The sequence below is a fragment of the Pseudomonas sp. Irchel 3E13 genome (genome assembly GCF_900187455.1).
GTDB lineage: Bacteria > Pseudomonadota > Gammaproteobacteria > Pseudomonadales > Pseudomonadaceae > Aquipseudomonas.
In genome coordinates this window covers 443,120-461,959 of record NZ_FYDX01000001.1, presented here as the reverse complement: position 1 = coordinate 461,959, position 18,840 = coordinate 443,120, and the positions used below count along the sequence as shown (strand labels likewise).

Annotated in this window: 13 protein-coding genes; 3 read left to right on the top strand and 10 right to left on the bottom strand. The window is 65.3% G+C overall.

Annotated elements, in window-relative coordinates:
* Positions 1-198 precede the first annotated feature (198 nt).
* From fdhE to fdnG, 4 genes are read right to left on the bottom strand one after another with little or no spacing between them, the layout of a single operon-like run.
* Entirely contained in the window at positions 199-1,086 is an 888-nt protein-coding gene (gene fdhE / locus CKW37_RS01955) for a formate dehydrogenase accessory protein FdhE (protein WP_095153747.1), read from the bottom strand.
* Positions 1,083-1,730, bottom strand: coding sequence for a formate dehydrogenase subunit gamma (locus CKW37_RS01950; protein WP_095153746.1), 648 nt, complete (start codon positions 1,728-1,730; stop codon positions 1,083-1,085). The genes fdhE and CKW37_RS01950 overlap by 4 nt, the downstream gene beginning before the upstream one ends.
* A complete protein-coding gene (gene fdxH / locus CKW37_RS01945) occupies positions 1,727-2,620 on the bottom strand; it encodes a formate dehydrogenase subunit beta (RefSeq protein WP_095153745.1) in 894 nt (297 codons plus the stop codon). Before fdxH ends, CKW37_RS01950 begins: the two co-directional genes overlap by 4 nt.
* Before the next feature lie 10 nt (positions 2,621-2,630).
* Entirely contained in the window at positions 2,631-5,681 is a 3,051-nt protein-coding gene (fdnG, locus tag CKW37_RS01940; protein WP_095153744.1) for a formate dehydrogenase-N subunit alpha, read from the bottom strand.
* A gap of 304 nt (positions 5,682-5,985) precedes the next feature.
* Between fdnG and CKW37_RS01935 the strand changes: the two genes are divergently transcribed.
* Together CKW37_RS01935 and CKW37_RS01930 are read left to right on the top strand one after the other, a co-directional pair.
* Positions 5,986-6,333: a hypothetical protein gene (locus tag CKW37_RS01935; RefSeq protein ID WP_095153743.1), complete on the top strand. Its 348-nt coding sequence runs from the start codon at positions 5,986-5,988 to the stop codon at positions 6,331-6,333.
* A 133-nt stretch (positions 6,334-6,466) separates the two neighbouring features.
* The gene (locus tag CKW37_RS01930; protein WP_095153742.1) at positions 6,467-7,363 is read left to right on the top strand and encodes a universal stress protein; all 897 of its coding nucleotides are present in this window, start codon (positions 6,467-6,469) and stop codon (positions 7,361-7,363) included.
* Positions 7,364-7,790: 427 nt separating this feature from the next.
* On the opposite strand, the gene CKW37_RS01925 is transcribed toward CKW37_RS01930, so the two are convergent.
* The gene (locus CKW37_RS01925; protein WP_095153741.1) at positions 7,791-8,849 is read right to left on the bottom strand and encodes an autotransporter outer membrane beta-barrel domain-containing protein; all 1,059 of its coding nucleotides are present in this window, start codon (positions 8,847-8,849) and stop codon (positions 7,791-7,793) included.
* A 531-nt stretch (positions 8,850-9,380) separates the two neighbouring features.
* Between CKW37_RS01925 and CKW37_RS01920 the strand changes: the two genes are divergently transcribed.
* Positions 9,381-9,626: a ferredoxin family protein gene (locus CKW37_RS01920; RefSeq protein ID WP_095153844.1), complete on the top strand. Its 246-nt coding sequence runs from the start codon at positions 9,381-9,383 to the stop codon at positions 9,624-9,626.
* 56 nt (positions 9,627-9,682) lie between these two features.
* On the opposite strand, the gene glgX is transcribed toward CKW37_RS01920, so the two are convergent.
* From glgX to treZ, 5 genes are all read right to left on the bottom strand, one after another.
* Positions 9,683-11,839, bottom strand: a complete 2,157-nt coding sequence (gene glgX, locus CKW37_RS01915) for a glycogen debranching protein GlgX (protein WP_095153740.1) — start codon at positions 11,837-11,839, stop codon at positions 9,683-9,685.
* A gap of 93 nt (positions 11,840-11,932) precedes the next feature.
* Positions 11,933-12,208 (bottom strand): DUF2934 domain-containing protein, encoded by a 276-nt coding sequence (locus CKW37_RS01910; RefSeq protein WP_095153739.1) that lies wholly within the window; start codon positions 12,206-12,208, stop codon positions 11,933-11,935.
* A 2-nt stretch (positions 12,209-12,210) separates the two neighbouring features.
* On the bottom strand, positions 12,211-15,012 hold the full coding sequence (locus tag CKW37_RS01905) for a malto-oligosyltrehalose synthase (protein WP_095153738.1): 2,802 nt from the start codon (positions 15,010-15,012) through the stop codon (positions 12,211-12,213).
* The gene (gene malQ / locus CKW37_RS01900; protein ID WP_095153737.1) at positions 15,009-17,075 is read right to left on the bottom strand and encodes a 4-alpha-glucanotransferase; all 2,067 of its coding nucleotides are present in this window, start codon (positions 17,073-17,075) and stop codon (positions 15,009-15,011) included. Before malQ ends, CKW37_RS01905 begins: the two co-directional genes overlap by 4 nt.
* The gene (treZ, locus tag CKW37_RS01895) at positions 17,072-18,838 is read right to left on the bottom strand and encodes a malto-oligosyltrehalose trehalohydrolase (RefSeq protein ID WP_095153736.1); all 1,767 of its coding nucleotides are present in this window, start codon (positions 18,836-18,838) and stop codon (positions 17,072-17,074) included. Before treZ ends, malQ begins: the two co-directional genes overlap by 4 nt.
* Positions 18,839-18,840: the final 2 nt, after the last annotated feature.

Genomic DNA, 18,840 nt, shown 5'->3' with positions numbered 1-18,840 from the left:
TTAGTTGTCATCCTGATTGGATGTCAACTGACATCCTGATGGGCGAGGGTGAGGGTTTTATGGATGGGGGGAGATTGAGTGAGGCGCGGCAGGCGATTGTTGCCGCTGGGGTGCGGCGCCGCTTGTGCGGCGCTTCGCGAGCAAGCTCGCTCCTACGGGAGGCGTGCTAAACGGTAGGGCGAGCGTGCTCGCGATGGGTTACCCCGGAAACAAGAAAGGACTCACGCCACTGCGCCCAAACCCTTCACGCTCCACCTCGGCATCCAGCCCCAGCGACGCCAGGTCGTCGGCGAGCACTTCCAGGTCTTTGTCATGTTCCGGGTAGAACACTTTCAGGTAGCTCTGGCACTCGCCGCAGCTTTCGGCCTTTACCGGCGCTTTCTCGCTGTCCAGCGACCAGTAGTCCAGCGCGCCGGTCGCTTCGCAGTTGCTGCATTTGAGCCGGACCATGTGCCAGCGGCTTTCGCACAAGCCGCAATGCAGGTAGCGCAGCCCGGAGTGGGCGCCGGTGAGGATGCTGCTGGCCACCGGCGCGCTGGCGCACACCGGGCAGTGCTGGCGTTGTTCGCCGTGGGCCTTGCCGCTGGCCGGCAAATGCGCCGCCAACTGGCTGAAGTACAGCGACAACGCGCTCCAGAGGAACAACGCCTGGCCGCTGTCGACCTGCTCGTAGTCGCCCGCGAGCAGGGCGTCGGCGGCGGCTTCCAGGCTCAGTGCATTCTGTTGCAGCAGACCTTGCAGGGTCGGGTGCTCCAGGTGCTCGCCCAGTTGCCGCAGCACGGCCAGCCAGTAAGCATCCCGCGGGAAGGTGCTGCACTCCAGCGGCGGATGGTCCTGGCCAAGCCGGTCGGGCAGTGCGTCGATCAGCGCGGGCGGCAGCGGCAAGGTTTCCAGCACTCGCTGTTGCGCCTCCACCAGCCCGGCCACGAAGCCCAGGTAGTCGGCCATCGGGTGGCCTTCAGTCAACTGGCGCAGGCGCGCGGCCCGCGCGGTGTAGCGCCCGGCGTTGAGCGGCAGGAACACCGGCGGGATTTCGCCCACCGCGGCCTTGACCGGTTCCACCGGGGTCATCTGGATACTGCTCATGGGTTTTTCCCGCTTCCGCTCTGCTTGTTGCTGATCTGCCGATACCAGCGGTCATGGTGGGTTTTCGCCCAGCGATGGGACACGTAGCCGGTGACCATGCCGCGGATCGAGCCCTTGACCCAGAACGCCAGGTACGCGTGGCCGATCACCAGCAGGATCAGACCGATGCCGGCCAGGGCGTGCACCAGCAGGCCGATGCGGATCGTCGGAATCGAGAACAGCGGCGCGAAATACGGCCGCCAGATCACCACGCCGCTGAGCAGCAGCAGGCTGATCAGCCCCATGATTCCCCAGAACAGCACCTTCTGACCGGCGTTGTACTTGCCGATCTGCAGCGCCGGCTCATGCTTGCCGGACAGCACCTGCGGCAGGTTCTTGAACCAGATGCGGTCTTCGGCCTCGGGCAGGTTGTAGCGCACGAAACGCACGAACAGGAACATCAGCAGCACGAACACCACCACGCCGAAAAACGGATGGAGGATGCGCGCCATCTGCGGCGTGCCGAACACCGCGTTGAGGCCGTTGAGCGACGGGAAGAACCACGACAGCCCGGACAGCGCCACGGTGAAGAAGCAGATCACCATCAGCCAGTGGCTCGCGCGTTCGATGAAGCGCGTGCGCAGGATCAGTTTGTCCTTGTTCATGCGGGGGTCTCCTCGTCGTGTTTTTCTTCCTCGTCCACTTCATTGGGACCGACGCCGACATAGTGGAAGATGGTCCCGGCCAGGGTGGCGAAGAAGGCCGCCGCCGCCACGGGTTTGAGCCAGCCTTTCCAGCCTTGCACCGCGCCGCTGATGCGCGGGTCGGTGGGCAGCTTGTGGTACAGGTGCGGTTTGTCGGCGTGTTGCAGCACGTACATGACGTGGGTGCCGCCGACGCCTTGCGGGTCATACAGGCCGGCCCCGGCGAAGCCACGACCGTGCAACTCCTCGACACGCTCGGCGGCCAGGTGCTTCATGTCGTCCTTGCTGCCGAAATTGATCGCGCCGGTGGGGCAGGTCTTGACGCAGGCCGGTTCCTGGCCGACCGACACGCGATCCACGCACAGGGTGCACTTGTAGGCCTTGTTGTCCTTCTTGTTGATCCGCGGCACGTCGAACGGGCAGCCGGCGATGCAGTAGCCGCAGCCGATGCAATGCTCGGACTGGAAGTCGACGATGCCGTTGGCGTACTGGATGATCGCCCCCGGTTGCGGGCAGGCTTTCAGGCAGCCGGGGTCGGCGCAGTGCATGCAGCCGTCCTTGCGGATCAGCCATTCGAGCTTGCCGCTTTCGCTCTCGACTTCGTCGAAGCGCATCAGCGTCCAGGTTTCCGCCGTCAGGTCGGCGGGGTTGTCGTAGACGCCGACGTTGTGGCCCACCTCGTCACGCAGGTCGTTCCACTCGTTGCACGCGACCTGGCAGGCCTTGCAGCCGATGCAGATGCTCACGTCGATCAGCTTGGCCACTTCGGCCTGGTGACTGCGCGCCTGGGGGGGCGGCGTCAGCGCGCTGGTGGCGGAGCGTTTGATGATGTCCTGGGATTGGTATGACATGAGTGCTCCCTCAGACCTTTTCCACGTTCACGAGAAACGCCTTGTATTCCGGCGTATGGGTATTGGAGTCGCCGACGCCCGGGGTCAGGGTGTTGGCCAGGAAACCCTTGCGCGCCGCACCTTCGTAGCCCCAGTGGCAGGGGATACCGATGGTGTCCACGGGCTGGCCGTCGATGGTCAGGCGCTGGATGCGCTTGGTCACCACGGCCTTGGCCTTGATGTAGCCGCGCTGGGTGCTGACCTTGACCCGATCGCCCTGCTTGATGCCTTTTTCCGCCGCGAGCTTTTCGCCGATCTCGACGAACTGCTCGGGCTGGATGATCGCGTTCAGGCGAGAGTGCTTGGTCCAGTGCCGGAACAACTCGGTGATCGAGTAGGTGGTGGCGACGTATGGGAACTGCTCGCGCTTGCCCATCCGTGAGCGGTCGTGGTCGTAGATCCGCGCGGTCGGGCTGTAGGTCACGGTCGGGTGCAGCGGGTTGCTCGCCAGCGGGCTTTCGGTCGGCTCGTAGTGCTCGGGGAACGGCCCGTCGTTGAGCGCGCCCACCGAGAACAGCCGGCCCACGCCTTCGGGCAGCATGATGAACGGGCAGGTGCCAGTGCCGGGGGCAATGGTCGGGGCGAAGTCCGGGACATCGACGCCGCTCCAGCGCGTGCCGTCCCAGCCGATCAGCTTGCGCTTCGGATCCCACGGGTTGCCGGCAGGGTCGGCCGAGGCGCGGTTGTACAGCACGCGGCGGTTTTGCGGCCAGGCCCAGGCCCAGCCCGGCGTGTTGCCCAGGCCGGAATCGGTGTTGTCGCGACGGGCCATCTGGTTGCCTTGCTCGGTCCAGCAGCCGGCGAAGATCCAGTTGAAGCACACGGTGCTGCCGTCATCGCGCAGTTGGCCGAAGTCGTTGAGCAACTGGCCCTTGCGCAGGATCAGCGCGCCCTTGTCGTCGAACAGGTCGACCAGCGCGCGGCCGTTGGATTCCTTGGCCACTTCCTCGGGCTTGGGGTCCAGCGGGTCGGCGTAGTCCCAGGCCATGTTGAGCAGCGGCGCAGGGTTGGCGCCGCCTTCCTTCAGGTAGAGCTCGCGCAGCTTCATGAACAGGTGGCCGAGGATCTTGCCGTCGTGCCAGGCCTCGCCGGGTGGCGCGGCGCCCGCCCAGTGCCATTGCAGCCAGCGCGAGGAGTTGACGATCGAACCGTCTTCCTCGGCGAAGCAGGAGGAGGGCAGGCGGAACACTTCGGTCTGGATCGCCGCAGTGTCGACGTTGTGCTCTTCGCCGTGGTTCTTCCAGAAGCTCGACGTCTCGGTCGCCAGCGGGTCGATGATCACCAGGAACTTGAGCTTGGCCAGGGCTTCCTGGGCCTTGTTCTTGTCCGGGAACGCCGCCACCGGGTTGAAGCCCTGGGCGATGTAGCCGTTGACCTTGCCTTCGTACATGCGGTTGGTGAAGTTGATGACGTCGTAGCTGTCATCCCACTTCGGCAGCCAGTCGAAGCCCCAGTCGTTTTCCTTGGTCGCCTTGTCTCCCCAGAAGCTCTTCATCAGGCTGACGAAGAATTTCGGGGTGTTCTTGTAGTAGTTGACCTGGTCGGGCAGCACCGCGCTCGGCGTGGTCTGCTTGAGGTAGGTGGCGAGGTCGGTCTGCGCATCCGAAGGCAGGTTCATGTAGCCCGGCAGGCGCAGCGACAGCAGGCCGAGGTCGGTGTAGCCCTGGATGTTGGAGTGACCGCGCAGGGCGTTGACGCCGCCGCCGGCCATGCCGATGTTGCCCAGCAGCAACTGCAGCATGCCCGAGCCACGGATCATCTGTGCGCCGTTGGTGTGGTGGGTCCAGCCCAGCGCATAGAGGAAGGTGGCGGTCTTGTCCGGGGCGCTGGTCTCGCCGAGGATTTCGCAGATCTTCAGGAAATCTTCCTGCGCGGTGCCGCAGACATTGCTGACCATTTCCGGGGTATAGCGGGCGACGTGGGCCTTGAGCAGGTTCCACACGCAGCGCGGGTGGCTCAGGCTCATGTCGCGCTTGGCGAAGCCGTTTTCGTCCAGCTCGTAGTTCCACGAGGCGCGGTCGTAGCTGCGCTTGTTGGCGTCATAGCCGCTGAACAGGCCCTCGTCGAAGTGGTAGTCCTCGCGCACGATCAGGCTGGCGTTGGTGTAGGCGCGGACGTACTCGTGCTGCACTTTGTCATGGGTGATCAGGTAATTGACCATGCCCATCAGGAAGGTCACGTCGGAGCCTGCGCGCACCGGCGCGTAGATATCCGCCACCGCAGCGCTGCGGTTGAAGCGCGGATCGACCACGATGACCTTGGCGCCGTTGCGAATCTTCGCCTCGATCACCCACTTGAAGCCCACCGGGTGCGCTTCGGCGGGGTTGCCGCCCATGATCATCACGACGTTGGCGTTCTTGATGTCGACCCAACTGTTGGTCATCGCACCGCGGCCGAAGGTCGGCGCCAGCGCGGCTACGGTCGGCGCGTGGCAGACCCGGGCCTGGCTGTCGGTGCCGAGGATGCCCAGGGCGCGGGTGAAGCGCTGGTCCAGCGAGCCGGTCTCGCTGCTGGCCGCCGAAGAGCAGAGCATGCCGGTGCTGAGCCAGCGGTTGACGGTGGTGCCCTTGGCGTTCTTCTCGATGAAGTTGGCGTCGCGGTCGTCCTTCATCAGGCGCGCGATGCGCTCGATGGCGTAGTCCCAGCTGACCCGCTGCCATTTGTCCGAACCCGGTGCGCGGTACTCGGGGAACAACAGGCGCTGGTCGCTGTGGATGTAGTCCACCAGCCCCGCGCCTTTCGGGCACAGCGAGCCGCGGCTGACCGGATGATCCGGGTCGCCTTCGATGTGGAAGATACGCGCCTTGGCGTTCTTCGCGCCGTCGCCGAGGCTGTACATCAGCAGGCCGCAGCCCACCGAGCAATAGGTGCAGTTGTTGCGGGTTTCCTTGGCGCGCAGCAGTTTGTACTGCCGCGATTGGGTGGCTTGGGCCATACCCGGCGCAAATCCCAGGGTGGCGCAGGTCGCGGTGGCCGCGCCGACGGTGCACAGTTTGAAGAACTGTCGTCTACCCAGTCCCATGATTATCTCCTTATTACGGACGACCTCACGAAACGGCCGTGCACAGGAGTGCCCGCCGGGAAAAGCGTCAGGATCGGTAAGTGGTCTTCAGGCAAAAGCATGCAGGGAATACGCCGCTGTCCCTTCTCTAGGGAGGACTATTTGTCGCATTCGCGGGGGAGTGTATTCCCGCGTTTTTTGTGTGACTAATCGACCTTGTTGATGGCGTGATCGATCCTGTCTATTGGCGCACAAAAAACAGGGTTTTCGGGGCTGGCCCGGCCAGTGCTACAGTCGCTCCCTTTTGCGTTCACAGAGGTGAAACATGCGCACTGTATTGGCGATCGTCGCCGCGACCCTGCTGGCGGGCTGCGCCTCGTCGGCCATGAACCAGGCCCGGGTTGTCCAACCGGACAGGATTTTCAATTCGACCAAAGACGTAGCCAAGGTCGCCGAGTGCACCCAGTTCTCCTGGCAGGACGAGGCGTCCTTCGGCGTCGACGCCAGCGGCTACCTGGAGCAGGCGAACGGTGTGGTCACCGTTTCCACCCGTGGCGGCGAGTACTTTGCCGACATCACCGCGGCCGGTGGCGGCAGCCTGGTCACGTTCTACGCGCAGAAACACGACGCCCTGGCCCAGCGCCGTATGGCGGCCCTGGCCACCTGTCTCTGAGCACGGGCATATACTGAAGTAACGATACCGGCGTTGTGCCGGTATCGACCGCCTTTGGCCGCATTGGCCGGGTGCGTTGATCATCCTCGCTGTACGTGGGGGCGCGAGCGGACAACCCGTTTGGAGGTGTCTCATGAGCCAGTATCAACGAATCTTCATGATCGCCGCGCCGAGCCTGCGGCATACCCCGGCCCTGGAACGTGCCGTGGCCATTGCCAAGGCCACCGACGCGGCCCTGCACATCGCGGTTTTCATCGAAGAAGGTGACCTGCTCGGGCGCATGTCCAGCGGTTCGGCGCTGCGCCAGTCGATGGAGCAGGAGGCCTGGACCTGGCTGCGCGACGAAGCCGGGCAATTGCGCCACGATGGCCTGGAAGTGACCTGCGAGGTGCAGGTGAGCCGCGAGGTGCTGAAAGACATCATCGAACACGTCGAAGAGATGCAGCCGGACTTGGTGATCAAGGACGTGCATCACGAATCCGCCCTGCGCCGGGTTTTCCTCACCCCGCCGGACTGGCACTTGCTGCGCGATTGCCCGGTGCCGCTGCACCTGGTCAGCGAAGTGCGTTGCCCGTTGCCACGGGTAATCATCGCCGCCGTCGACACCCTGCACCCGGACAGCCAGCACACCCGCATCAACGAACGGGTGATCCGCGCCGCCAACGCCATGGCCGTGCAATGCGATGCCGACCTACACCTGCTGCATGCCTGGGACGTGGCCCAGACCCACATCGCCGATTTCGGTGCCGGCGCCGTGACCATGCCCGGCTTCAACAGCGAAGTGCGGCGCTCGGCGCAACTGGCATTCGAACACCTGGCCGACAGCCATGGCGTACCGGAAGCCAACCGGCATTTTGTCAGCGGGCCGGCGAGCCATGCGATTGGCGAATATGCCGGACATCACCGGGCGGATGTGATCGTCATGGGCAGCAGCCAGCGGCGTGGCGCGAGCGGTTTGTTGGGCAGTACCACCGAGCATGTGTTGCAGCATTTGCCGTGCAATGTGCTGGCGGTGCGCGGGGAGGAATAGAGCGGCGCATGTCGCATCGCTGCATGGGTATCTACAGATCTTTTGGCTGTATGAAGACCATGAAGCGCCAGTCAGAAAACCGGGTAATGGCGACCAGGCGCTAGCCGAAAGCTTTTCAGCGTTCTCCAGATCGAGCGCCGCCCGCGCGGCGCATCGCGAGCAAGCTCGCTCCTACATCGGTTGCAACGTGCCTATGCCTGTCAGGCCATGGTTGGCCGCCTTATTCGTACGACGCGGTCTCGAGTCGACCTCAACAGCCTCTCCGCGATTCACCGTCAAACACCAAAGGCGGGCAACTCAATTCATACAGACCATGGCACGTTGCAACCGATGTAGGAGCGAGCTTGCTCGCGATGCGCCGCGCGGGCGGCGCTCGATCTAAAGAGCGCTGGAAAACTCCCGGCATGCCCCTGCAATTAGCCATCGTTCACCACCTCACCCGCACCCCCAGATTCCCGATCAACCCATTCAAATCGTTGTCATCCACATCACTGCTGTAATCCGCGCTGACGAACAGCGCCACCTTCGGCGAGACACGCGCCACCAGCCCCAAACCCAGTTCCACTGTGGCCGAATTACGCCCGCTGCTGATCTTGTCGACTTTGTCCAGCGTCACCGTGTCGGCGTTGGAGAAGTCGTACCAGACGTTGGTCCGCACATAGGGTTCGATCGGCATGCCGCGCACTTCATAGTGCCCGGACAGCCGCGCACCGACCCGGCCGCTCCAGCTCGGCTGGCCGTCCAGCGCCTGCAAGGCATCAGCCTGCGCCGGGTTGCCGGCGAAGTATTGCTGGTTGATCAACTGCGCCTGTGGCTCGATCACCCAGTTCTTGCCCAGGCCGATGGGGAAGCCACCTTCCACCGAGAAGGTCAGCGCATGCCCGTCGCCGTCGATGCGCTCGCCTGCAGCATTGCGCCCGCTGGCGTCGAAGCGGGTGCCCATGGCCACGGCGTCGACATGCCAGCCCTGGTCATGCTGCAAACTCCAGTACATCCCCAGGCTTTCACCTTCCAGACGGACGTTGTTCTGCCGTTCGCCCACGCTCGGGCGCTTGCCGTCGAAGCCGCTTTGCAGGGTGCTGTGCCCGACGAAAATCCCCGCCCGGTGCGTGCTGCCGCCGGCGGTTTCGCGGATGAACAGATCAGGGCTCATGCGCAGGTCGCTGCCCGGTGCCTGCAAGCGGGCATCGGTTTGCGCTGGCTTGCTCGCGGTCGGGAAGAATTGCGCCCATTGGCTCTGCATCATCTCCGGTTGCGCCGAGCCGCTGCGTTCGGCCATGCGCTCGGAAAACGCGCTCAGGGTGTCGCGCCCAAGCCCGGGGAAACTCACCGGTTGCAGGGACAGGGTGGGGACGTCGAGTTTGAACAGCGGGTCCTGGTCTTCCAGGCCGATTGCTTGTGATTCCACCGGGGTTGCCATGAGCAGCGACGTGGAAACCGCAAAGAAAATCGACTCAAGGCCTGTGGCCGTCGACGGTTTTTTCATGGCGGATCTCCTCTGTGTAACAGCCAAGGGTCTGGCCTGATGTCACGGCCTGCAAACCAGCACAGAGGGGCGACCCAAACCAGCAAAACGATCCCCGACCCGCGCGCGAACGCGCGAGCTAGAGGCTCGGATTGAGTTTTCACGGGTGAAGCTAAAGTGAAGTCAAGGAGATCAGGGCAGGCGCGTCAAGAATGTGTGAAGCCGGTGTGAACAGATCGGTGAACAGCCTAAGTGGCTGAATAACCGAGCACTTGCGCGGCGCATAGTCAGAGAGTGAATTTACACGGGGCCGGCTATTTCGAATGGTTGCAGGTGGCGGGCGAATTGTGCGTGACAGGGCGGTGCGTCTGTAAAACCCACGTCACACATTGGCGTACTCAGGCGCGGTGTCACGCTGCGGTGATTGGCATTAGCGCATTAAAGGCATGCTGCTAATGACGATTCGCTTGGCAAGACTGACATTTTTGCCAGGTGTGTTTTTTCTCCTCACGTTCAGTATGGAGTTACCGCTGCGGTGAGGGAGGAAGGATGATGGCCTACGTCATTACGGATAAATGCAAAAACGACAAGTCATGCCTGAACGTGTGCCCGGTTGTCTGCATCTTCCAGGGCAAAAACACACTGGTGATAGACCCCGACGCCTGTATCGATTGTGACGAGTGCGCAAAGGTGTGCCCGCATCACGCGATCTACCTCGATGAAGAGGTTCCCGATCCGAAGTTCATAAAGCTCAACCTGGATCAAAGCCGTACTCACCGTGAAGCCAAAAAGTACTGAGTAACGGTATGACCCGCCGCGCTGCCCGGCCCGTGGCAGCGCGGCGGGTCATGGCGTCAGTCTTCGTCCCGTTGCAACTCCAGCAGCAACAGGCTGCGCCCGGTGACCTGGAACTCACTGCCGAATTCCAGCTTGTGGCCTTTGCGCAAGGTCGGCCGGTCGGTGTCGATCAGGCAGTTCCAGTATTCGCCTTGCGGCACTTCGGGCAGGGTGAAGGGGACGGTGTCGTGGTGGGCGTTGACGATCAGCAGCAGGGTCGCGTCGGCGCCGGGCTTGCGAATCCCGCTGGCCTGGGCGCGGCCGTCCATCAGCATGCCGAGGCAGCGGCCCTGGCTGTCTTCCCATTGCTCCACGGTCATCTCGCTGGCATCCGGCGCTAGCCAGGTGACGTCCTTGACGCCGATGGCCTCGTTGTAGTCGCCGACCAGGAACCGCGCCCGACGCAGGATCGGGTAGGCCTGGCGCAGGCGGGTCAGGCGCTTGACGAACTTGAGCAGCGCCGTGCCGTCTTCGTCCAGGTCCCAGTTGATCCAGCCGATCTCGCTGTCCTGGCAGTAGGCGTTGTTGTTGCCGTGCTGGGTGCGGCTGAACTCGTCGCCGGCAACGATCATCGGCGTGCCTTGGGCCAGCAGCAGGGTGGCGAAGAAGTTGCGCATCTGGCGCAGGCGCAGGGCGTTGATTTCCGGGTCGTCGGTGGGGCCTTCGGCGCCGTGGTTCCAGGACAGGTTGTTGTTGCTGCCATCCTGGTTGTTTTCGTCGTTGTCCTCGTTGTGCTTGTCGTTGTACGAGACCAGGTCGCGCAGGGTGAAGCCGTCGTGGGCGGTGATGAAGTTGACCGACGCGTAGGGCCGCCGGCCGCGGCGATTGAACAGCTCGCCGGAGGCGGTCATGCGCGCGGCGAAATCCGCGAGCTGGCCTTCGTCGCCTTTCCAGAATGCGCGCACGGTGTCGCGGAAACGGTCATTCCACTCTGCCCAGCCAGGGGCGAAGTTGCCCACCTGATAGCCGCCGGGGCCGCAGTCCCAGGGTTCGGCGATCAATTTCACCTGGCTCAGCAGCGGGTCCTGGCGGCAGGCGACGAGGAAGCTGTGACGCTCGTCGAAACCTTCGTGGTAGCGCCCGAGAATGGTCGCCAGGTCGAAGCGGAAGCCGTCTACGTGCATCTCGCCGGCCCAATAGCGCAGCGAGTCGGTGACCAGTTGCAGCACGCACGGGTGGCTGAGGTCGAGGGTGTTGCCGGTGCCGGAATCGTTGATGTAGTAGCGTTTGTCGTCGGGCATCAGGCGGTAGTAGGAGGCGTTGTCGATACCGCGCATCGACAGGGTCGGGCCCAGCTCGTTGCCCTCGGCGGTGTGGTTGTAGACCACGTCGAGGATCACCTCCAGACCGGCGTCGTGCAGGTGCGCGACCATTTCCTTGAACTCGGCGATCTTGCCCTTGGCCAGGTAGCGCGGATGTGGCGCGAAGAAGGCGATGCTGTTGTAGCCCCAATAGTTGTTCAGGCCCTTTTGCAGCAGGTGCTGATCGTTGACGAAGGCGTGGATCGGCAGCAGCTCGATGGCGGTCACGCCCAGTTGCTTGATGTGGTCCAGCAACTCGTCGTTCATCAGGCCGGCGAAGGTCCCGCGGGACGCGTCGGGCACGGCCGGGTGACGCATGCTGATGCCACGGGTGTGGGCTTCGTAGAGGATGGTCTTTTCCCACGGCGTGCCGACGCGGCGGTCGCGGCCCCAGGTGTAGGCGGGGTCGATGACCTTGCACTTGGGCACGAAGGGCGCGCTGTCGCGCTCATCGAAACTGAGGTCGCCGTCGGGGTGGCCGATGGTGTAGCCGAACAGCGCCTCGGACCATTTCAGGCTGCCCACCAATTGCTTGGCGTAAGGATCGATCAGCAGTTTGTTGGGGTTGAAGCGATGGCCGTTGCCCGGGTCGTACGGGCCGTGCACGCGGTAGCCGTAGATCAGCCCGGGGTGGGCGTCGGGCAGGTAGCCGTGGAAGATTTCGTCGGTGTATTCCGGCAGTTCGATACGCTCAATCTCGGTCTCGCCGCTGGCATCGAACAGGCAGAGTTCCACCTTGGTGGCATTGGCCGAGAACAGGGCGAAGTTGACCCCCAGCCCATCCCAGGTAGCACCCAGGGGAAAGGGCAGGCCTTCGCGAATGCGCGAGGGTTCGGTGTGGACGGTTTCGGGTTTATCGGTTCGACGGCTCATTGGGCACCTGAAGCGGGTTAGCGGGAACGGCCAGCCGACGCGGTAGCAAGCGCTACCGCGGCGGGTGGTGAACGAAACGGGACCGACGCAGGGTCAGAGTGGAGCGGGTTTCTTCGGTGTACGCGGCTTTTTCGCCGGCTCGCTCTTGGCCGGTGTGGCCTTGCCCAGCGTGGGCGCGGGTTCGGCTTTAGGCTTGGCGCTGGCACTGGCCTTGGGTTTTTTCGCGGTGCTGGCCTTGGGTGCCAGCGCCTCGGCTTCGGCCAGCTTGCGCGCCATTTCCCAATGGCGTGCTTCATGGCCTTCCGGCTTACCCTCCGACTCCCAGATCTGATACGCGAATTCGCGGATACGTTTTTCCTCGACACTCATGGCTACGCTCCTGATGACTCAATGTGCTCAATGAAAAGATTCACGGGAAAGCGCTCCAGCGCGGTGTTCAGCCACAGCTCCCGGGAGCCGGGCTCCTTGATGCTTGTGACTGCGCGCTGATCGAAAAGTCCCGTGCAATTGGCAGTGGACAAGGCGAACGGCAGAACCACCCGGGTATCGCCCCAGTTCTGTGCCGGGATCAGCGGGTGTGCGGTGTTGCCGAGCAGATTGCCGGCAAGGCGGGGAACGATGACGACGGCCCGTTGCTCTTCGCCGAGACGGGCGAAGGCGAGGACGTTTCCGGCGTGTTCGCCGCGCACTTCAAGCGGCAGGTAGGCGCCACGCAGGAACAGTTCGGGGTAGTGCCGGCGACGCTCCAGCACCTGGCCGATCAACGCCTGCTTGACGCGACCGTCGCGCCACGCGCCGAGCAGCGCCTCGGGTGCCTGGCTGTCGTCGAGGGCCTGGCGGCGTACCGCGAAATCCACCGGGCGGCGGTTGTCCGGGTCGACCAGGCTGAAATCCCAGAATTCGTTGCCCTGGTACAGATCGGGCACGCCCGGCGCGGTCATGCGCAACAGGCACTGCACCAGGCTGTTCAGCGCGCCGGGGCAGGCCAGCGCGTTGGCGGCGTCCGCCAGGGAATGACGCAGTTGCTGGCACTGGCGGTCCAGCAGCAGGCCGTCGATAAAGGCGGCGCAGGCGTCTTCATAGTCGGTGTTGGGCGCGCTCCAACTGCTGCGCAACTTGGCCTCGCGCAGCGCCTTGCGTTGCCATTCGTGCAGGCGCTCGGCGTAGCGGCGCAGCCCCGGTTCATCGTCGGCGCGCAATTCCAGGGGCCAACTGCCGAGCAGGGTCTGGTAGAGCATCAGTTCATCGGCTGCGGTGGGCGCGGGGCCGTCGGCCAGTGCCTGGCGCAGCGGTTCGGCCAGCTCGCGCCAATGCTCGATACGGCTGGCGAACCAGTCAGCGCGCTCGCTGATGACCGCGAGGCGGGCACGCAGGTCTTCGCCGCGCTTGTGGTCGTGGGTGGCGGTCGCCAGCAGGTTGTCGGGGAACTCGGCGAGCCGTTGCTGGCAGTGCGCGTGGAAGTCTTCGGCGGGCGCACTGAAACGCTCGGCCTCGAAGCCGACGTCATTGCGCGAAAGCAGCACCGCCGAGCGATAGAACGCGGTGTCTTCCACCGCCTTGGCGGCCGTCGGCGAAGTCAGTTGCTGGAAGCGCACGCAGGCATGGCGCAGTTGCTTGCGCGGCCGCCCCGGTGGCAACCGGCGCCAGGCTTCGCCGCCGAGCCAGCGTTGCAGGTAGTCGAGCACGCCGGCGTCGCTGTCGCCGAGGGTGATCCGAGCCTGTTCCAGGGCGGACTGGAAAAACCTTTCGTCCTGCTCTGGCCGACCACAGGCGGTGATGTAGGTGCGGTAGACCGGGTAGTGCTCGACCAGTGCCTGCAAGGCGCGGCGGATCGCGCCGAAGGTCAGGTCGCGGCTCATCACGTCATTGCGCGCCACTTGCAACAGCGCCTGGGCCACGGATTCGAAGTCGCCGGCGAGGGAACCTTGCAACACCAGTTGCCGGGCCTGGCGGACTTCCTCGCTGAACGGCGGGCGCTCGGTGAGCTCGTGCCACAGGTTGGCGAGCGGCGCCTCGCCGGCCGGGTCGTGTTGCAGCAGCGACACCTGGTTCATGAATTCATAGCCGGTGGTGCCGTCCACCTGCCAGTCGCGGTGCAGGCGTTCGCCGACACCGAGGATCTTTTCGACATAGATCGGCAGGTGCTCCAGCGCCGCGTGCAAGGGCCGTTGCGCCAGCAGGGCGCCGGTCCGGCGGCGCAGCTTGCGGCAATAACCGCGCGGATCGGCGAGGCCGTCGATATGGTCGATACGCAGGCCGTCCACCAGACCGCGGGCGATCAGCTCGAAAACCTTGCCGTGGGTGGCTTCGAACACGGTGGGCCGCTCGACGCGCAGGCCGCCCAGTTCGTTGACGTCGAAGAAGCGCCGCCAGTTGATGTCGTCCGCCGCCGTGCGCCAGCTCGCCAGCCGATAGTGCTGGCGCTCCAGCAGCCCGTGCAGGCGGATGAAGCCGGCGTCCTGGCGGCCATCGAAGCCTTCCAGCAGGCGCTCGATATCCACCGCGACCTGGGCCAGCCGGGCCAGGTCGATCAGCTCGCGGTGCAGCGGCTCGGCGTCGTCGGCGTTTTGCAGTGCGGCGAAGCGCCCGGCGAGGTCGCGCAGGCTCGACAACTGACTGGCGGCGAGGACCAGCGCATAGTCCGGCGGGCTGACCGGGAAGCGGTGTTCATGGTGATGAATCTGGAAGCGCCCGGTGTCCGCCGAAAAACGCAGCGGCGTCTCGCCGGCCTGCAGCACCTTGCCGTAATCGTCGGCGAGGAAGGGCAGCAGCAACTGGCCTTCCAGCAGCGGGTCGGGCGAATGCCACTGGATATCGAAGAACTCCGCGTAGCGGCTGCGCCGGCCCCAGGCCAGCAGGTCTTGCCACCAGGGGTTGTGCTCGCCGCCCACGGCCATGTGGTTGGAAACGATGTCGAGGATCAGGCCCATGCCGTGTTGGCGCAGCGCCGCAACCAGGCGTTCCAGTGCGGCCTCGCCGCCCAGCTCCGGGCTGACCCGGGTCGGGTCGACTACGTCGTAGCCGTGCCGCGAGCCGGGGCGAGCCTCCAGCAGCGGCGACGCATAGACGTGGCTGATGCCGAGGCGCGCGAAGTAGGGCACCAGCGGCACCGCGTCATCGAGGGTGAAGTCGGCATGGAATTGCAGGCGCAGGGTCGCGGTCAGTGGGCTCATCGGTCACGCTCCCAGGCTTGTTCGCGGGCCTGGGCCAGCAGTTCCAGACGCCGCGCGGCGTCGTAGTCGTCGAGCAGGTCGCGGGCTTGCGGAGCAAAGCGGCGGCACCAGTTGGGATGGCCCTCGATGGTGCCGGGCAGGTTCGGTTGTTCATCCACGCCCAGCAGGTCCTCCAGTGGCAGCAGCACCAACGGTGCTCGGGTGTGGCCGAGCAAACGCACGCTGGCGTCGATGACTGTGTCGTCGTTGTCCATGGGCTGGTTGTAGTTGCGTTCGAGCAACTGGCGCAGGCCGCGGATTTCGCCCTGGCGGGTGTCGCGCCAGTGCCGTTCGGTGAGGGCGTCGATCAGTTGCAGGCGGTGGTTCCAGTCGATATCCCGCGATGACAGCCAGCCGGCCAATGGCGGCAAATCGTGGGTGCTGGTGGTGGCGAGGGCGTTGTCTGGCCAGTCGAGGATCGGCTTGAAGTGCCCCGGCGGATCCTGTTCGAACAGCAGCACGCGCATGCCGAGGATGCCCCGCGCCGCGAGTTTCTCCCGCAGGCCGTCGGGCACGGTGCCGAGGTCTTCGCCGAGGACGATGGCGCGGTGGCGCACCGATTCCAGGGCGAGCAGGCGCAGCAGGTCGTCCAGCGGATAGTGCAGGTAGGCGCCGGCGCTGGCCGCGGCTCCGTTGGGAATCAGCCACAGCCGTTGCAGGCCCATCACATGGTCGATGCGCAGGCCGCCGGCATGGGCGAAGTTGGCCCGGAGCATTTCGATGAAAGCGCGGTAGCCGTTGCGGCGCAGGCCTTTCGGCGAAAAGGCGCAGATGCCCCAGTTCTGCCCGGCGCGGTTGAGGATGTCCGGTGGCGCGCCGACGTGCAGGTCGGCCAGCAGTTCGTCCTGACGGCTCCAGGCCTGGCTTCCGGCGCCGTCGGCGCCGACCGCGAGGTCAGCGATCAGGCCGACCGCCATGCCCTGGCCGCGTGCCGCCTGCTGCGCCCGTTCCAGGCCGCGGGCCACCAGCCATTGGCAGAAGGCGTAGTACTCGATGGCCGCCGGGTAGTGATCGGCGAACTGCGCGACCTCCACGCTGCGCGGCTCGCGCCAGCCATCCCACCAGCGCCGCCAGTCCTGGCTGCTGCCCTTGGTGGCGGCGGCGTCGAGCAGGGCTTCGTAGCGGCAGTGGTCTTCCAGCGCCTGGCCGCCGGCCTTGCGGAAGCTGTTGAAGTCTTCGCGTTGCGGGTGGTCGCCGCGGCTGAAGTCGCGGTACAGCACGCGCAGCAGTTTCTGCTTGGCGCCGGCCGCCCGTGGCCAGTCGATCAGCGGCAACTGCTCCAGTTCGTCGAAAGGCAGTTCCAGGCTTTCCCGCGCCACGCGCACGGCGCGTTCGCCGAGGAGGATTTCCGGGCTGGCGTAGAGGCTGTTGTAGAACAGCCGGCTGGAGGGCGAATAAGGGCTGTAGGTGTGGCTGTTGTTGGCGAACATGGCATGGGTCGGGCTGATCGCCAGGGCATCGGCACCGCGTTCGGCGGCGCTGCGGGCCAGGGCTTCGAGGGCCAGGCAGTCGCCGAAGCCGCCGTCACCCTGGCGGCGCAGGCTGTAGAGCTGGGCACTGACGCCCCAACTGCGCGGGTTCGCGTGGTCGTCGGCGTCGGCCAGGGTGAAGCAGCGCAGCGGCGCGACGGCGAGGGTGAAACCCTGGCCGTTGATGGTCAGGCGGTGATAGCCGATCGGCAGGCCCGCGGGCAGGGCCGCCTGGGCGTCCAGGCGCAGGGCCTGTTCGCTGCCGTCTTCGAGCACGGCGTGGCACAGGTTGCCGGCGTCGAACCAGTGCGCCAGCGGCAGGGCTTCGCCGAGGTCGACGGTCAACAGCGGCGGCAGGTGCTGCGCATCCTCGGCCTGTTCCAGGGCTTTGATGCTGTGGGCGACGCTGTCGGCATCCTCGGCGGGATGGCCGAGGGCGGCGAGGATGGCACGCAAGTCCGGATCACTGACCTTTTGCGCCTTGCCGTTGGCGTCGATCCAGTCGACAGCCAGGCCCGCGAGGCGGGCCAGGTGGTGCAGATGCAGGTCACTCATTGGGCAGACTCCGCGGCGGAAGGAGGAATGCGGCTGACCAGGGCGCTGAAGGGGGGCAGGGTCCCTGGTTGTTGCACTGCTTCAGTGCATTGGAACAACGGTTGATGACGCTCGGTCAGGTCCGATTGCACCGGTTCCGGGCCGAGGTTGAGGTCGATGCGCAGCTCACTGCCGTCGCCCAGCCGCCAATGGGCGCTGAGTGCCTTGTCGCCGAGCACTTGGGTGCCCAGCGCCCGGGCGCCGTCGAGGTGCGGCACGATGTGACGGCGGCGCAGAGCCAAGAGCTGTCGGTAGAAGTCTTCCCAGGCGGCGCTGTGGCTGTTGCGCCGGGGGCGGGAGTCGATGAAAGTCTGCAACGCGTTGGGGTCGGGGATCTGCTCCCGGCGCTCTGGTTCGGTGAACGCGGCGAAGCCCTGGAATTCGGCGCGGCGGCCTTCGCGCACGGCATCGGCCAGCTCGTCGTGGTGATCGGTGAAGAACAGGAACGGCTGTTCGCTGGCCCATTCATCGCCCATGAACAGCAGCGGAATCATCGGCGAGAGCAGCAGCAGGGTGGTTGCGGCGCGCAGGGCGCGGGGCTCGCACAGTGTCGACAGGCGTTCGCCGAAGGCGCGGTTGCCGGTCTGGTCGTGGTTCTGCAAAAACAGCACGAAGGCGCTCGGCGGCAAGTGTCCGCTGGGCTCGCCGCGCGGCCGGCCATGGCGGTCGGCTTCGCCCTGGTAGACGAAACCTTCGCTCAGGCTGCGGGCCAGGCGCTGCGCCGGTTGCTGGCGGAAATCGGCGTAATAGCCTTCTTCCTCGCCGGTCAGCAGCACATGCAGGGTGTTGTGCCCGTCATCGTTCCACTGCGCGTCGAAATCGGCCCCGAGCAGGTGCGCCTGGTTGAACTCGTTTTCCAGCACCAGCCAGCAGTGGCGGTCCGGGGCACAGTGCTGGCGCACGGCGCCAGACAATGCGCGAAGAAAGTCCGGGTCGTCGATGGCGTGCACCGCATCCAGGCGCAGGCCGTCGAAACGGTAGTCGTTGAGCCACATCAGGGCATTTTCGATGAAGAAGTCGCGCACTTCTGTGCGGCGAAAATCGATGGCCGCGCCCCAGGGGGTCTGCCGGTCTTCGCGGAAAAACTCGCTGGCGTAGTGGTGCAGGAAGTTGCCGTCGGGGCCGAAGTGGTTGTAGACCACGTCCAGCAGCACCATCAGGCCGAGGCCGTGGGCCTGGTCGATCAGCGCTTGCAGTTGTTCCGGCGAGCCGTAGTTGTGTTGCGGCGCGAACGGCAGGACACCGTCGTAGCCCCAGTTGCGCTCGCCGGGAAACTCGCCGATGGGCATCAGTTCGATCGCGGTGATGCCCAGTTCGGCCAGCCGTGGCAATTCGTTCATCACCCCGGCGTAGCCGCCGAGCAGGCCGACGTGCAGTTCCTGGATCACCGCTTCGGACCAGGGCCGGCCGCGCCAGTCATCGTGACGCCAGCGGTAGCGCTGGGGTGCGATGACCTGGCTGGGGCCGTGCACGCCTTGGGGTTGGAAGCGCGAAGCGGGGTCGGGGACCGACAGGTCGCCGTCGATGCGGTAGCGATACAGGCTGCCCGGCGGACAGCGCCGTTGCAGGCGAAACCAGCCATCGGCCTCGGGGGCCATGGCGAAGGTCGCGCCATCCAGTTCGAGTTCGACGCTGCGGGCGTCGGGCGCCCACAACGCAAAGCGGGTGCGCTGGCCGTCCTCGACCAGCGCCCCATGGTTGAAGCACAGGGGCAGGGGCGGCATGG

What these genes read in the sequence shown, in the direction of transcription:
- malQ (WP_095153737.1), bottom strand. Translation starts at nt 17,075, where the DNA reads ATGAGTGACCTGCATCTGCACCACCTGGCCCGCCTCGCGGGCCTGGCT.
- CKW37_RS01950 (WP_095153746.1), bottom strand. Translation starts at nt 1,730, where the DNA reads ATGAACAAGGACAAACTGATCCTGCGCACGCGCTTCATCGAACGCGCG.
- CKW37_RS01910 (WP_095153739.1), bottom strand. Translation starts at nt 12,208, where the DNA reads ATGAGTGTCGAGGAAAAACGTATCCGCGAATTCGCGTATCAGATCTGG.
- CKW37_RS01930 (WP_095153742.1), top strand. Translation starts at nt 6,467, where the DNA reads ATGAGCCAGTATCAACGAATCTTCATGATCGCCGCGCCGAGCCTGCGG.
- CKW37_RS01905 (WP_095153738.1), bottom strand. Translation starts at nt 15,012, where the DNA reads ATGAGCCCACTGACCGCGACCCTGCGCCTGCAATTCCATGCCGACTTC.
- fdxH (WP_095153745.1), bottom strand. Translation starts at nt 2,620, where the DNA reads ATGTCATACCAATCCCAGGACATCATCAAACGCTCCGCCACCAGCGCG.
- fdnG (WP_095153744.1), bottom strand. Translation starts at nt 5,681, where the DNA reads ATGGGACTGGGTAGACGACAGTTCTTCAAACTGTGCACCGTCGGCGCG.
- CKW37_RS01935 (WP_095153743.1), top strand. Translation starts at nt 5,986, where the DNA reads ATGCGCACTGTATTGGCGATCGTCGCCGCGACCCTGCTGGCGGGCTGC.
- treZ (WP_095153736.1), bottom strand. Translation starts at nt 18,838, where the DNA reads ATGCCGCCCCTGCCCCTGTGCTTCAACCATGGGGCGCTGGTCGAGGAC.
- fdhE (WP_095153747.1), bottom strand. Translation starts at nt 1,086, where the DNA reads ATGAGCAGTATCCAGATGACCCCGGTGGAACCGGTCAAGGCCGCGGTG.
- glgX (WP_095153740.1), bottom strand. Translation starts at nt 11,839, where the DNA reads ATGAGCCGTCGAACCGATAAACCCGAAACCGTCCACACCGAACCCTCG.
- CKW37_RS01925 (WP_095153741.1), bottom strand. Translation starts at nt 8,849, where the DNA reads ATGAAAAAACCGTCGACGGCCACAGGCCTTGAGTCGATTTTCTTTGCG.
- CKW37_RS01920 (WP_095153844.1), top strand. Translation starts at nt 9,381, where the DNA reads ATGGCCTACGTCATTACGGATAAATGCAAAAACGACAAGTCATGCCTG.